Genomic DNA, 15,036 nt, shown 5'->3' with positions numbered 1-15,036 from the left:
GTTTTACTCCCCTGCCACTTCTTCGACAGACACCATGTGGCGGACCACATTGATCATGCCGCGCACTGCGGGGGTGTCCTCGTGTACGACGGAGTGGTTGATGCGCTTAAGACCAAGAGCAGCCATGTTCTTGCGCTGCTTCGGGTTTGCACCAACCAGACCCTTATGCTGAGTAATCTTCAGGGCCATAGTTACGCCTCCTGTCCTGCGCGTGCACGCAGCATACGAGCCGGAGCAACTTCTTCCATGGTCTTGCCACGACGAGCAGCGACCTCTTCAGGGCGGTTGAGCTGCTTCAGGCCGGCAACGGTAGCGTGAACTACGTTGATGGCGTTGTCGGTGCCAAGAGACTTGCAAAGGATGTCCTGAACGCCAGCGCACTCAAGCACTGGGCGAGCTGCGCCACCGGCGATAACACCGGTACCAGGTGCAGCCGGACGCATCATAACGATGCCTGCCGCTGCCTCACCCTGGACTGGGTGAGTGATGGTGCCGGCAACCATTGGAACGCGGAAGAAGTTCTTGCGAGCTTCCTCAGCACCCTTTTGGATTGCAGCTGGAACTTCCTTGGCCTTGCCGTAGCCAACGCCGACCATGCCTTTGCCGTCGCCAACGATCACGAGGGCGGTGAAGCTGAAGCGACGACCACCCTTCACAACCTTGGAGACGCGGTTGATGGTCACAACGCGCTCAATGTACTGAGAGCGCTCGTCCTGCTGCTGGTTACGACGATCATCGCGGCGTCCGCCACGGCGATCGTTCTTCTTCTGGTTGTCGTCGGCGGAGCGTCCGCCGTCACGCCGTTCACGTCCCGGCATTACGCAATCCTTCCGTTGATGTTCATGGAGATAGCGGTCATTAGAACTTCAGACCACCTTCACGAGCTGCGTCGGCCAGTGCAGCAACACGGCCGTGGTACTTGTAGCCAGCGCGGTCGAAAACGATCGACTCAATGCCAGCAGCCTTAGCGCGCTCGGCGATCAGCTGACCGACCTTTGCGCCCTTGGCCTTCTTGTCACCCTCGATTGCACGAACTTCCGCTTCCAAGGTGGAGGCAGCAGCCAAAGTGTGGCCAGCGAAGTCGTCGATGACCTGAACGTGCATGTGGCGAGAGGTGCGGTGGACGACGAGACGTGGGGTCTCGGCGGTACCACACAGGTTCTTGCGGATGCGGTTGTGACGGCGCGCGCGAGCGATGCGACGGCGGGTGGAAATGTCCTTGCCCACAGGCAGACGCTTGCCGTTGTTGTTCTCGTTGTTGCTCATTGCTTACTTACCCGTCTTTCCGACCTTGCGACGGATCTGCTCGCCCTCATAACGAATACCCTTGCCCTTGTAAGGATCATCCTTACGAAGGCGACGGATGATGGCGGCGATCTGTCCGACCTTTTGCTTGTCGATACCGGAGACAGACAACTTGGTGTTGCCGTCAACAGCGAACGTGATGCCTTCCGGAGCCTCAATAAGGACCGGGTGGGAGTAACCAAGGGAGAACTCGAGGTTCTGGCCCTTAAGAGCAACACGGTAGCCAACACCGAAGATTTCCATCTTGATGGTGTAGCCCTCGCTCACGCCAACAACCATGTTGTTAACCAGGGAACGAGACAAACCGTGCAGCGAACGGTTCTTGCGGTGATCATCCGGGCGAACCACGGAGATCTGTCCGTCTTCAATGGAAGCACGGATTGGTTCTGGAAGCTCGAAGCTCAGGGTTCCCTTAGGGCCTTTAACCTCAACAAGCTGGCCGTCAATCTTTGTTTCCACGCCGGACGGAATAGCGATAGGTGCCTTACCTACACGTGACATGTTTTCGTCTCCTCCCTTACCAGACGTAGGCGAGAACTTCTCCGCCTACACCCTTCTCGGTAGCCTGACGATCAGTCAGCAGACCCTGAGACGTGGAGATAATAGCCACGCCCAGGCCGCCTAGGACCTTAGGCAAGTTGGTGGACTTTGCGTACACGCGCAGACCTGGCTTGGAAACGCGACGAACACCCTCGATGGAGCGCTGACGGTTTGGGCCGTACTTCAGGTTTAGGGTAAGGGTCTTGCCAACCTTTACTTCTTCAACCTTGTAGTCAGCGATGTAACCTTCTTGCTTCAAAATCTCAGCAATATTTGCCTTGAGCTTGGAAGAAGGCATCGACACAACGTCGTGGCGCGCGTGGTTTGCGTTGCGCACGCGCGACAGCATGTCGGCGATTGGATCGGTCATGGTCATAGAAGTGACCTAACGCCTTTCTCGTTGCGGTTCCTACCCACCTTTAAATGTGCGTTACCGCGTGCTCTCGGGCCACTTACGCTCCCCAAGCTCAGTAGCTTGAGGCGCTCGCTGCCACATGTCCACACGGTCGCATAAGGCGAGGGGCCTACAACAAAGTAGGTTTGATAATTTGTACAATGGTCTCGACTACGCCGCTAAAAGGGCGCACGAATCCAAGTGGACAATGTACCCTATGTCTTCCTTCTTGCCAACTTTTTACAAATATTTTTCGGTTCCCCTGTTCGACTAGCTAATTCACGCTTACTACACCGTTCGCCCCCACCGTTACGCTTGCAGCCATAGCACGCGCCAAATTAATCCGCTGCCAGGATCCGCGAGTACTTTGATCATCTAATGGGTAGCCAGCCTCGAACGCGGTTTGACGCAATACCTCCGCTCGCTGCCCCCAGGTCAAACTTGGGAAAGCAGATGCCAATAGCACGGGAGCCGCTTGAGGAACCACCATTGGCGCTTCTGAGGAATAAACGCGAGTCTTCATTCCGTACGTCATACGCTCTGTGTATTTTTGTACCGCTTGCTCCTTTGATCTTGTATCAGTGGCACATTCAAGCAAGCTCTTCCCACAACGCCATTCCAGTTCCGCACGTAATTCTGCTGCAGCAGCATCCAACGCTATTCGCATTTTTGGATCGTTGAGGCGATCTGCCGCTGCAGCGTTCCCCGTCATTCTCCCACCAATCACATCTAACGGATAGTGAACACCGAGTACCACACGATTAAACCCTGCCTCTGATCCCCTATCCAATATCTGAGCCGAGAATTCAGGCAACATATATGCCCATAGCGCAGTCGTCCATGTTGCTTGATTCGTATGCCCCGACGGGAAAGAACCTGACGTCGGATAGAGATCATGATGGGAAACTCGATATTGGCGAATTGAACCAGCATGAGCAATGTATGGACGTGGATTACGGAAAATATTCTTTTCCACGAATGTAGAGCTTGCTAAACCTCCAGCGCGAGCTGTCCAGCCACCTAGAAGCATTTGCAGCTTAGGTAGCCTGTTCTCTGCAAGCGCAGTCCGCAAATGTTCTCCAAGCCTGGGACCTAAAGCATCCGAAAAAGCCACGAGCACACCGTCATGTTCAGTTAGAGCATCACGCTGAGCCCGAGCTACACTTTCTGCCGTAGCTTCATTATTAATGCGGATCGACGTTGCTGAATTTTCTTCCATCGCCTTTGGATGATTTTGGCGCAAATCCTCAAAATTAGATACCACGTCGTAATAGATTCCACCGCTGTAAGAGCTAATATCGGAGATATACCCAATATAATCCGCCGGACCAAACGGTTGCGGGATTGGAGCACCTGGATGTAAGACGCTTGGCGACGCCAACGATGCCCCCACGCTTGAATCCGAAGGGACCTGAAGCACTGGCTGTGCATTTACTGGCGTGACCAAAGAAAGTATAAAAGTTGCAGAGGAGAGTACTCCTAGCAGCCTGCATTTTGTCTTGGACAAGATTTCTCCTTATACGGCATAGCGCAACTTTGGATGTCTCTGCCAGGGCGCTACCACGGCGACGCATGCCATCACGACACTTCACCCCTACCAATATATGAATCTTATAAACAGAGACATAGAGAGTGCAGCACTTAACGTGTACAAAACACCCTGGTAATTCAGTAGAAAATTAACGTATCTCTGGTCAAGAATATTTTTCTACTTCTATTCTGCACATCATTATAAGATTGTTAACAATAAATCTTGTTTTCGTTTTAAAGCAACACTGTGTAGAGACTATCCCCCTCTACTGCCTCACACTCAGAATATATTCCTTTTAGCCTCTGGCATTGACGTCATCGTCGTATTACTTTCACAGCATGAAGCTTTAATTAAGCAGAAAAAGTCTTAATGTTGTTCTTTATAGTCGGCTGGTCATTCCCAGCCGACGCTTATCTTTCTTTCTTCTCCAGCCCGCGAGGTCTAGCTGAATAACGTTTTGGGATCAGCGCCTGTGGCCAAAGCCGCTGCAAGTACAATCCGAGATTGCCCTGCCCGCAAATAATTCGATCCAATCACGCCTTTTTGGGCAAGAGTAGCTCCGCCACCTGCGCCGCCATAGGTTCCTTCAACAAGCCCGGCGTCCACACGCGTAGTCATGACTACGGGGATATTTTTCTCTGCGGCAGCCACGATTCCTTCTGCAATATCGCCGCCGACGTTTCCTGCACCCATGCCCTCAATGACTAGTGCTTCTGCACCTGTAGAGATGGCGGCGTCGATAAGCTCCCGGGGCGCACCTGGATAGGCCGCAATAATATCCACTCTATGCGACTCTAGGGGCTTAAAATCTAGAGCCTTAGGCCGAACCAAATCCTCGCTGGCGTTAGTACGGAAGCCATCGTTTTCAGAAGTATGAGATTTGTATGCACCCCGTGCCCGGATCAGAGTTCCGCCAAAAGCAATAAAAGCGCCTTTCCCTTGGTTCTTAGAGTCTGTTGCTGCAGTGACAGCCAGAGTCAGATTGTCCGGCCCGTCTGTGTGGGGGTCGTCGAAAGGCAGCATGGAACCGGTAAAGACCACAGGTTTGTCGCCGCTCAGGAAGGTATCCACTGCGATAGCCGACTCTTCCATCGAATCGGTACCGTGAGTGACTATTACGCCTGTGACCTTGTCTTCCTTCACGGTCTTGAGTACCTCGCGGATAATATTATCCGTGTCCTTCAGCGTCATGGCAGAAGAATCCAGCTGGCTCACCTGGCGTACTTCAATTGTGAGTTTATCTTTAGAAAACTTCTTATAAACAGGGGCTACAAGATCTTCGCCGCTTACCGTGGGGACCAAGGCGCCGTCAACATTGGTGCTGGCGATGGTGCCGCCTGTTGACAAGACAACTAAGTGCCCAGAAATTGCTGAATAGTCTACGTCTTTGGTGGCTTCCTCCTTACCCAACTTAGGTTTAGCCTCTTCCTGCGCACACGCAGTAAGCACGCCGATGCCACCAGTTGCAGCTAGAGCCGTAGCTCCGAGAAAGCGACGCCGAGAGAAAATTTGAGTCATGCGGTCTTACCTTCTTTCTTGCTAACCAGTGCGACAGTTCTTTTCCAGCTGCCGCGCTGTTTTAAAAGTAAAATATGCGAATACAAAAAGCACCTTTGCGTAGGTACGAGTGAGAAAAACTAGCGTCACAATAATTTTCCCACGCAAAGGTGCTTAGTAAGGTCCTCTTATCTGCCTCCCCAAACATTCTGGAAGGCAAAAGAGAAAGTTAGCTACACGGCATCAATTTAGGAAGTACAACTTTAGCCAGACCTCCAAGGGAGGTCTCGCGGTACTTGGAGTCCATGTCTTTGCCAGTCTGATACATCGTTGCGATGATCTGGTCTAGAGACACCGTCGGATTTGACTCCCGCTGTAAAGCCATGTTTGCAGCATTGACAGCTTCCACGGCGGCCACAGCATTGCGCTCGATGCAGGGAACCTGCACCTGTCCGCATACTGGGTCACAGGTAAGACCTAAGTTGTGTTCCATCGCAATCTCAGCCGCGATAAAGACTTGCTGAGGTGTTCCGCCCATAAGTTGCGCGATACCAGCTGCAGCCATCGAACAAGCGACGCCTACTTCTCCCTGGCAACCGACCTCGGCACCAGAAATAGACGCGTTCATCTTATAGAGAGCCCCCACTACCTTGCAGGTAAGGAAATAATCGGTGTACATCTTCTCATCCACCGGTTTTACCAGCTTATCCCAATAAGACAGGACAGCGGGGAGAACGCCACAAGCACCATTTGTGGGGGACGTAACTACGCGACCACCGGCAGCATTTTCCTCGTTTACCGCCAGGGCGAACATGTTAAGCCAGCTCATCATGCGCAATGGTTCGTTCTCGCTTGTGTTTTCCAAGCGAGTCCGCAAGGCCTTCGCACGACGCGGCACTCGTAGCTCACCGGGGAGGATCCCCTCGGCGCTCGATCCGCGTTCGATGCCAGTACGCATGACATTCCAGGCCTTGGCTAGGTGAGCACGCACCTCTTCTTCTGAAGCCGCAGCTGTTTCATTGCGCCACTCTAACTCCGGAATACTAAGTCCCTCGATATCACACATCGTGAGAAACTCTTCTGCGCTGCGGTAAGCAAACGGAACAGAAGAAGTATCCTCATCGACTACCCCGAAGTGCTCCTCATCTACGATGAATCCACCGCCGATAGAGAAATACGTCTTATGCAGAAGCACTTCTTCTTCTGAAAACGCAGTAATGGTCATGCCATTCTCATGCAGCTGTAGGCAGGTGTTATGGAAAACGATGTCCTTCCCACGCGGGAAATTCACCAGTTTCTTCCCGCCGGACAACGGCAGGCGCTGAAGAGAAGCTACTTCCTCCAAGAAACTTGGCATCGCATCAATGTCCACGGATTCTGGTTCAAAACCAGCAAGACCCATGATGATGGCTTTATCGGTTGCGTGTCCGACACCGGTGAGGGACAAAGAACCATAAACGTCTGCTTGTACGCGGACGGTGGCGTCGAGAAGCCCTCGTGTCTCGAGTTCATCGGCAAAGGCCTTTCCTGCCTTCATCGGGCCGAGCGTGTGTGAGCTCGAAGGACCGATGCCGATCTTGAACATATCGAAACTACTGATAAACATTCTTGCTCCTAAGGAACAGTGCGAGGTTATCGCGGGAAACTATGGGGTGTTTTAGATTGCTTGAACGATGTTGTAGAAGATCGTGCCAAAGGCAACAAGACCCATGAAGAAGATGAAGTAGTTCGAGAGACGCCCACGGTACTTCTGCAGAGCAGGCACCTTGTGGATGGCATACATCGGCATCAGGAAGAGAAGGATGGCGATAGTAGGACCACAGAGAGTCTCAATCATTCCGAGAATGGATGGGTTTAGCCAACCGACGAGCCATGCGGTAACCAGTATGAAGGACAGCGTGATCAAGGCGAGCTTGCGATCCCCCTTAGCGCCGGCTGGAGCCTCTGCGCCTTTCTTAGAGATCAGGCCCTGGAAGCCTTCTGCAGCACCAAGGTAATGGCCCAAGAAGGACTTAGCCACAGCGATCATGGCGATCACAGGAGCAGCCCACTGGATGACGGGGTTATCAAAGTGGTTGGCCAAGTAAGACAGGATGGTGATGTTCTGGGACTTTGCCTCGGCTAGGTTCTGCGGAGAAAGGCTCAGTGCACAGGAGAAGACAAAGAACATAACCACGCAGACCATGAGAATCTGAGCAACCCTGAGGACCTTACCGGTCTTCTCATCAGCATAAATGCCATACTCTTCGCGCTTTTCCACGGCAAAGGAGGAAATAATCGGCGAGTGGTTAAAGGAGAACACCATAACAGGGACCAAAAGCAGCAAGGTAACCCAGATGCTGTGGCCGGTAGCAGCAGAAGCGGACTCCAAGGAGAAAGTCTCAAACAGCGAGGTGTTCCACTTAGGCACCAGATACAGGGACAACAAAACCAAAATGCCGATGAATGGGAAGACCAGCACACTCATAGCCTTGACGATCACGTCACGCCCAAGGCTCACCACAAAGATCAAACCGCCGACAAGGATGAGGGACATGAGCCAGCGCGGCCAGGGAGTCACTCCGAGCTGATGCTCCAGGAATGAGTTAACAGTGTTGGTGATGGTCACCGAGTACACAAGGAGAATCGGGTACACGGAGAGGAAGTAAAGAATGGTCATAAAGGCGCCTGCCTTCCGACCAAAATGCTCCTCGACTGCGTCCGTGAGGTCTCCGCCTCCTCTAGAAGAAGAAAGAACGAAGCGCGTCAAGCCACGGTGAGCCCAGTACGTCATAGGGAAGGCAACGATCGTCATGACGATCAGCGGGATGATACCGCCAATACCCGCATTGATAGGTAGGAAAAGGACACCGGCACCGATGGCGGTTCCGAAAAGGCTCAGGGCCCAAACGGTGTCACTTTTACGCCACTTCGGTGCCGATGTCGAGTGAGACGGCGACGAGTCTGACGATGATGAATCGGCCGAGCCTGAGTTTGCTGGCACGGAAATTGTCTGCGACATGGGTTCTCCAAAAATTCTCGCGAATTCCAAACCAAAGAATTCAGGAAGTCCTTGTCACTCTTATCCGCCCCTGTATATTCCCCGCCTCATCATGCCGGAGGCTCAGAATAAACATTGGGACAACAAGAACAGGGCCAACGTCAACGTGTGACGCCAGTTACCATTAACATCCTTCTGTCTTTGGTGTTACACCTGGACAATAACCACGTAAGCACGCAGGTTAAAAATATTAAGCGGCTATTTTTATGTAATTAATATCTCCCTTGTGGACCCTTGATTTTTAAAAAACAATTGATCACTAGGTAATGTGTGACATATCCCCCATTTGTGCAGCTCAACAAAACGGACACCATTAACCCCACATTACAAACTGGTGTGTATTTTTTTCTATAATTCGATAGACCGCCCAAAGAATGGGATCTTTATCACCATAGAAGGTGTGCTACTCCGACCCAATTCACACTTTTCAATCTTTTCGGAAGAAAACAAAAATGTCCGATTACTGCTTTTCGTTCCCTCCCCACCCCCTAAGCAGACAATTTTTAAGAAATTTCCTGCCAATAAATCCCAAAAAGAGAGGCCTAAAAGCGCCAAAAGACACAAAAACAAAGTCACCCACTGATTCCCAGTGGGTGACTTTGTTTCTTAGCTTTAAACCATTTATATAGCTATAGCCAATCAGGAGAAGAACTCTTAGTTCTCAGCCTTCTTGAAAGGGAAGCCGAGTTCACGCAAAAGCGCACGGCCTTCCTCATTGTTGGTTGCAGTGGTAACAACGGTAATGTCCATACCACGAGGACGGTCAACCTTGTCCACGTCGATTTCGTAGAACATGGTCTGCTCTGCGAGGCCGAAGGTGTAGTTACCGTGTCCGTCGAACTGCTGGTCAGAAAGACCACGGAAGTCGCGAATACGAGGCAGCGCGACAGTCAGCAGACGATCCAGGAACTCCCACATGCGGTCACCACGAAGGGTAACGCGTGCACCAATAGGCATGCCCTCACGGAGCTTGAAGTTAGCGATGGACTTCTTTGCACGACGCAGTTCAGGCTTCTGACCAGTGATAAGGGTCAGATCCTCAAGCGCACCGTTGATCAGCTTAGAATCACGCGCAGCGTCGCCAACACCCATGTTGACAACAACCTTGGTCACACCAGGGATCTGCATGACGTTCTCGTAGGAGAACTCTTCATTCAGCGCGGTGCGGATTTCTTCGCGGTAGCGGGTCTTCAGACGCGGGGTGTAGTTCTCGCTCATGATTAGATGTCCTTCCCGTTACGACGCGAGATACGGACCTTCTTGCCGTTCTCATCGAAGCGGTAGCCGATGCGAGTCGGGTTACCGTCGGAGTCCAGAACCATGACGTTAGAGACGTGGATCGGAGCTTCCTGGGTGACAATTCCGCCAGACTCAGCGCCGCGCTCTGGAGCAGAGTTGGCAACGTGCTTCTTCACACGGTTAACACCCTCAACGAGGACCTTTTCGGTCTGCGGGAAAGCCTGAATGACCTTGCCCTTAGCACCCTTATCGGGGCCGGAGATCACCAGAACCATATCGCCCTTATGGACCTTCATTCTTAGATCACCTCCGGAGCAAGAGAAACGATCTTCATGAAGCGCTTGTCGCGCAGCTCACGAGCAACGGGGCCGAAGATACGGGTACCCTTGGGCTCGTTGTCATTCTTGATCAAAACGGCAGCGTTCTCATCAAAGCGAATGTAAGAGCCGTCTGCACGACGGGTCTCCTTCTTTGCGCGAACGATAACAGCCTTAACAACCTCGCCAGCCTTAACGTTGCCGCCGGGGGTTGCCTCTTTGACAGTTGCGACAATAACGTCGCCAATGCCAGCAAAGCGTCGGGTGGAGCCGCCAAGAACGCGGATGCACAGAATCTCTCGTGCACCAGTGTTATCGGCAACCCGCAGACGCGATTCCTGCTGAATCACTATGGGTCTCCTGACCTGGATGTTTGTGCGGCAGATTTCCGAACTGACGCACGCGGTCTATGTACAACTACCTATACATGTTCAACGAACCATAAATGGTCGAGGGGTCTCGGCTGTAGCACTCGGAAACTAGTGCGCGATCAACCGACCTATATAGGCAACCTGAACATTTAAGCACAAGGGCAGGAACTCCAGCAAGCTTTACGTCAAGATTCCCTTTTTCAAGGGGGACCTTTAAAACCCTTCTGTGCCCGCGCCAATTCACAACATTCCAAAAGAGCACTCCCACACCGCATCCTCACCCGCCCACACGCCAGCAACTTGGGTCACCCCAGGCCCCATAAACCACCCCCAAATAGGGAAAATGTGGACACTTTTCATTCTGAAAATTTTTCACAAACGGCCTGTTGACCAACAGGAATAGATGCAATAAATGCAAATGGAGGAATTTTTCCAGACTAAAAATCCCTATCGGTTTAAAGTGTTTACCAAGGCTAAAGAACAAAGAAGAAAAGAAGCAGGAAAGAGGGCCATGGAAATAATTAATTTCAGCTTTCTTGAAAAAATCACACAAAAACACGCTCAACTCTGCTAATTTTCATAATTAATATGAACTGACTCACGTTAAAAGTGTTTAGTGATCCCCTTTACTGTTGACAGTTGAGGCTTCACCCAACGCTGATACATAAAATCACGACAGGCAGCCCGTACTATGATCAAGTTTTTAGTTAAGAAAACGCTTGGCTGGTTGGCCATGATTTTTCTCGCGGTGAACCTTACATACTTCCTCGCGTCTTTTTTCCTCGATCCACGTTCAAACTATGCAGGTCGACGGCCCCCTGTTCCGGAATCACGTATCGACGCAATACTGACTCCGCTCAATCTCAATGACAAAGAATCGATATTTGAGCGCTGGTGGCACTGGCTTTCCAATGTGGTCTTGCACTGGGACTGGGGATCTTCACCGCTAGGCGATCCCATAAACTCTCAGATCTCCTACCGAATTTGGGTTTCTGCCCAGCTGCTACTCCTCGCCACAATCATTTCCGTGCTGCTCGGCGTGGGAATCGGCGTGTTCACGGCCTCCCGCCAATACAAAGCAGACGATCGAGTATTCCAGTTCATCTCCATTCTGGCCATGAACATTCACGTTATAGTGGCATCGATAGTGGTTGTATGGATTGCTATTAAAACTAACCAAGCCCTAGGCACCAACCTCTTCTTTGTCACAGGTTCATCGTCCGTAGGGGTTGAGGGTTTTATTCCTAAACTCATCGACTACGCGCAGCACCTCATCCTGCCTACCGTCTCGCTCATAATCATCTCTTACGCGAGCTACCATTTCCTCCAACGCTCAATATTGCTCGACAATATCGATGCCGATTATGTGCGTACCGCCCGCGCAAAGGGGCTAACCAGGGCACAGGCTGTGCGTCGACACGCTCTGCGTACGTCCATCATTCCTGTAGCTACCACCGTTGCGTTCTCTATACCCGGAATTTTTACCGGTGCGATTATGACCGAAACGATCTTCGGTTGGCAGGGCATGGGGCAATATTTTGTCTCCACCATTAATAAGAATGACATCCACGGAGTTGTCGCAGTCGCTGCCTTTGGTGCTCTTATGACAGCCATAGGTGCAGTGCTCGCAGATATCTTTGTTGTCATTCTCGATCCACGAGTCCGGGTGAGCTAACATGCGCAAGGAATATCGCAACAACGGTGAGGATCGACACGAAGACCTCTCCCCCAACGTTCTACCTACCGCAGATCTTACGGTTTCCAGCTCTCCGCTGACGCAAACCAATACCTCTAGCGTCACAGAATCAGAAATACTCAATGCTCAGCAGGGTATTGAGACAGCGCATGTCACCGGAAAAAATCCGATGAGGAAATACCGCCTCTATCTGCGCCGTTTCCTACGCAACAAGATGGCAGTAATAGGGTCAATAATCCTTTTTCTGCTTTTCCTACTTGCAGTTTTCGGTTCTTTGGTAGCTCAGTGGAGCTTTGATGATCCAGACTTTTTAGCATTGAGCAGCCCGCCTTCTCCCGAGCATTGGTTTGGCACGAGCTCTTCCGGGAATGACCTTTTTGCCATGGTGGTTCACGGTCTGGGGCGTTCGCTCACCATTGCCATCACCGTCTCCTTGGCAACCACCCTCATCTCCGCATTTGTCGGTTCCACTGCAGCATTACTCGGCGGCCGCCCTGAGCGTGCGATCTTAGGGATTATTCACTTCCTCCTAGTGATCCCTTCCTTCCTTATCATTGCCCTCATCGTCTCCGGCTCTGGTGGCGACTGGAAACTGCTCATCGTGGTTTTGATTGTATTCGGATGGATGTACTACGCCCGAGTGATCTGGTCTATGGCGCTCTCTTTAAGAGAACGGGAATATATCAAAGCGGCTCGTTACATGGGGGTTTCCAACTTCACTATCATTCGCCGCCACCTTATCCCCAACATTGGTTCGCTTCTTGTTATTAATGCCACGCTGGGAGTGGTAAGCGCGGTCATGAGCGAGACCGGTTTGTCCTTCCTGGGACTTGGCGTCAAGATCCCCGACGTTTCCCTTGGTACCTTGCTATCTACCGGCGCAAATTCATTATTGTCCTCACCCTGGGAATTCTATTTCCCTGCTGCCGTGCTCACTCTCCTTACCGTCTCCATGGCTTTTATCGCCGACGGTCTCCGCGACGCGCTCGATCCCAATTCCGCAGCAGTTGGAAAGGCTTAAATCATGACTAACCCTGTCCTTAGCGTCCAGAACCTCAACGTCACTTTCCCCTCAGAAGCCGGAAACGTCAACGCAGTTCGCGGTGTCTCTTTTAATCTTTATCCCGGTCAGACACTTGGCATAGTAGGGGAATCGGGCTCTGGAAAATCCGTGGCCTCTATGGCGGTCATGGGATTACTTCCTGATTACGCCACATTCACGGGTTCCGCTCAACTGCATAACCGTGAGCTCATCGGGCTTTCCGACGACGCCATGTCCAAAATACGCGGCAAAGAAATAGGAATGATCTTCCAGGACCCGCTCTCGGCGTTGACCCCCGTGTTCAACGTGGGATCTCAGATCGTCGAAGCTCTCCGATGCCACCAAAAAATCACCAAGGCCAAAGCCTGGGATACGGCTATCGAGCTTCTAGACCTCGTCGGCATACCAGATCCCAAGCGTCGTGCTCTTGCTTTTCCCCACGAATTTTCCGGTGGCATGCGCCAACGTGTGGTGATAGCCATAGCTATTGCCAACAATCCGTCAGTGCTTATCGCCGATGAGCCCACCACTGCTCTCGATGTGACAATCCAGGCCCAGATCCTCGATCTGATCAAAATGGCGCAAAAGGAAACTAACGCCGCGACCATCATGATTACTCATGACATGGGTGTTGTCGCTGGTACCGCAGACAACGTCATGGTTATGTATGCAGGACGCCCTGTAGAATACGCCGGCGTTCATGAGCTCTTCAGTGAGCCCAAAATGCCTTATACCGTCGGCTTGCTTGGTTCTATTCCCTCCGTGCGCAAACGTGAGAAAGTCTCCCTCACCACTATTGAGGGCAGCCCTCCTATCGTGGTTAATCTTCCCGACGAATGCTCCTTCGCTCCCCGCTGCCCTATAGCTACAGCCGAATGCCTTAAAACTGAGCCCGGGCTCTTATCCATCAATGATAAGCACCAGGCGGCATGCATCCGTTCTACTGAGATCAGCCATGGAGAACTTAACGGCGCTCCGATTTTCCCCACGCCGCCCGTTCACGAGGGTGCTCTCATGCGGATTCCTCGGGAAAAGCGCTCCTGCGTTCTCAGCGTCTCTGACCTGACTAAAACATTTCCTTTGGTCAAAGGCGCCCTGCTTAAACGAACTGTGGGAGAAGTGCGGGCCGTTAACGGTTTAACTTTTGATATCAAAGAAGGCGAGTGCTTTGCTATCGTCGGCGAATCCGGATGCGGGAAAACCACCACCTTGCTGGAGATCATGGATCTAGCCCCGCAAGCGCCGACTCAAATCCAATTAGGTGAGAAAGACGTCGCAGGCATCTCCAAGCGTCAACGGCGTCTTCTAAGAAAAGACATTCAAATTGTTTTCCAAGACCCCATGGGGGCTCTTGATCCGCGCCTCACTGTCGCAGAGATTCTCCGGGAGCCTCTGGATTCCTTGGGCTGGGATGGCGATAAAAATGAGCGTATCCGCGAGCTCATCCAGTTAGTCGGGCTAAACCCTGCTCATATTCATATTGATAGGTTCCCTGGCCATTTTTCCGGTGGACAACGCCAGCGTATATCTCTTGCCCGTGCGCTTGCGGCCAATCCCAAGTTGATTGTTCTTGATGAGCCTGTGTCTGCCCTGGACGTCTCTGTCCAGGCCGGAATGCTGAATCTCCTTGATGAGCTCAAAGCGCGCCTGGGTATCAGCTATCTTTTTGTGGCTCACGATCTCTCCGTTATTCGGCATATCTCAGACCGTGCCGCCGTGATGTACCTGGGGCGTTTTGTAGAGCAAGGCGATACAGATTCCCTCTTTGATAACCCCCAGCACCCATATACAAAGGCGTTGCTCTCGGCGATTCCCCTCGCAGATCCCATCGCCGAGCGTAATCGAAGACGGATCATCCTTACCGACTCACAGCCTTCCCCCACAGAGGAAATCACGGGTTGTGCGTTTCGGGGACGTTGCCCGCTCTACGTCACGCTTGGCGACGCCCACCAGCGACGATGCCGCACCGAAGAACCGGAGGTACGCAGCCTAGACAACTCAGACAATCCAGATCATCTCCACGCTTGCCACTTTGCGGGTACCCCTCTCAATTAATCCTCTTAA

15 protein-coding genes are annotated in these 15,036 nt (G+C 52.0%); 3 read left to right on the top strand and 12 right to left on the bottom strand.

Annotation, left to right across the window (positions count from 1 at the left end):
* Nucleotides 1-3 precede the first annotated feature (3 nt).
* From rpmD to rplN, 12 genes are all read right to left on the bottom strand, one after another.
* Nucleotides 4-189, bottom strand: coding sequence for a 50S ribosomal protein L30 (gene rpmD / locus CpATCC19410_RS01920; RefSeq protein WP_013241229.1), 186 nt, complete (start codon nucleotides 187-189; stop codon nucleotides 4-6).
* A gap of 2 nt (nucleotides 190-191) precedes the next feature.
* Complete coding sequence (gene rpsE, locus CpATCC19410_RS01915; protein ID WP_014400989.1) at nucleotides 192-818, bottom strand: 30S ribosomal protein S5; 627 nt, start codon at nucleotides 816-818, stop codon at nucleotides 192-194.
* Nucleotides 819-858: 40 nt separating this feature from the next.
* Entirely contained in the window at nucleotides 859-1,266 is a 408-nt protein-coding gene (gene rplR, locus CpATCC19410_RS01910) for a 50S ribosomal protein L18 (RefSeq protein WP_013241227.1), read from the bottom strand.
* A gap of 3 nt (nucleotides 1,267-1,269) precedes the next feature.
* Nucleotides 1,270-1,806 (bottom strand): 50S ribosomal protein L6, encoded by a 537-nt coding sequence (gene rplF, locus CpATCC19410_RS01905; protein ID WP_013241226.1) that lies wholly within the window; start codon nucleotides 1,804-1,806, stop codon nucleotides 1,270-1,272.
* 16 nt (nucleotides 1,807-1,822) lie between these two features.
* Nucleotides 1,823-2,221 carry a 30S ribosomal protein S8 gene (gene rpsH, locus CpATCC19410_RS01900; RefSeq protein ID WP_013241225.1) on the bottom strand — a complete coding sequence of 133 codons (399 nt, stop codon included), beginning with the start codon at nucleotides 2,219-2,221 and terminating at the stop codon, nucleotides 1,823-1,825.
* Nucleotides 2,222-2,513: 292 nt separating this feature from the next.
* Nucleotides 2,514-3,746, bottom strand: coding sequence for an acid phosphatase (locus tag CpATCC19410_RS01895; protein ID WP_014400988.1), 1,233 nt, complete (start codon nucleotides 3,744-3,746; stop codon nucleotides 2,514-2,516).
* A gap of 465 nt (nucleotides 3,747-4,211) precedes the next feature.
* A complete protein-coding gene (locus CpATCC19410_RS01890) occupies nucleotides 4,212-5,288 on the bottom strand; it encodes an asparaginase (protein ID WP_013241223.1) in 1,077 nt (358 codons plus the stop codon).
* Between the two features lie 208 nt (nucleotides 5,289-5,496).
* Nucleotides 5,497-6,873: an L-serine ammonia-lyase gene (locus CpATCC19410_RS01885; RefSeq protein ID WP_014400987.1), complete on the bottom strand. Its 1,377-nt coding sequence runs from the start codon at nucleotides 6,871-6,873 to the stop codon at nucleotides 5,497-5,499.
* A 51-nt stretch (nucleotides 6,874-6,924) separates the two neighbouring features.
* Nucleotides 6,925-8,268, bottom strand: coding sequence for an amino acid permease (locus CpATCC19410_RS01880; RefSeq protein ID WP_013241220.1), 1,344 nt, complete (start codon nucleotides 8,266-8,268; stop codon nucleotides 6,925-6,927).
* Between the two features lie 693 nt (nucleotides 8,269-8,961).
* Nucleotides 8,962-9,525 (bottom strand): 50S ribosomal protein L5, encoded by a 564-nt coding sequence (gene rplE, locus CpATCC19410_RS01875; RefSeq protein WP_013241219.1) that lies wholly within the window; start codon nucleotides 9,523-9,525, stop codon nucleotides 8,962-8,964.
* Nucleotides 9,526-9,527: 2 nt separating this feature from the next.
* Entirely contained in the window at nucleotides 9,528-9,842 is a 315-nt protein-coding gene (gene rplX / locus CpATCC19410_RS01870) for a 50S ribosomal protein L24 (RefSeq protein ID WP_013241218.1), read from the bottom strand.
* Nucleotides 9,843-9,844: 2 nt separating this feature from the next.
* A complete protein-coding gene (gene rplN / locus CpATCC19410_RS01865; protein ID WP_013241217.1) occupies nucleotides 9,845-10,213 on the bottom strand; it encodes a 50S ribosomal protein L14 in 369 nt (122 codons plus the stop codon).
* Nucleotides 10,214-10,925: 712 nt separating this feature from the next.
* Here rplN and CpATCC19410_RS01860 point away from each other — a divergent pair.
* The 3 genes from CpATCC19410_RS01860 to CpATCC19410_RS01850 are packed head-to-tail and all read left to right on the top strand — an operon-like array spanning nucleotide 10,926 to nucleotide 15,027.
* Nucleotides 10,926-11,909, top strand: a complete 984-nt coding sequence (locus CpATCC19410_RS01860; RefSeq protein WP_014522347.1) for an ABC transporter permease — start codon at nucleotides 10,926-10,928, stop codon at nucleotides 11,907-11,909.
* Nucleotide 11,910: 1 nt separating this feature from the next.
* Entirely contained in the window at nucleotides 11,911-12,951 is a 1,041-nt protein-coding gene (locus CpATCC19410_RS01855; protein ID WP_013241214.1) for an ABC transporter permease, read from the top strand.
* Nucleotides 12,952-12,954: 3 nt separating this feature from the next.
* A complete protein-coding gene (locus CpATCC19410_RS01850; protein WP_013241213.1) occupies nucleotides 12,955-15,027 on the top strand; it encodes a dipeptide ABC transporter ATP-binding protein in 2,073 nt (690 codons plus the stop codon).
* The last annotated feature ends 9 nt before the right edge of the window (nucleotides 15,028-15,036 follow it).

The sequence above is a fragment of the Corynebacterium pseudotuberculosis genome (assembly GCF_002155265.1).
Classification (GTDB): domain Bacteria; phylum Actinomycetota; class Actinomycetes; order Mycobacteriales; family Mycobacteriaceae; genus Corynebacterium; species Corynebacterium pseudotuberculosis.
The sequence above is the reverse complement of the archived record's forward strand: the minus strand, read 5'-3'. Positions and strand labels throughout refer to the sequence as shown.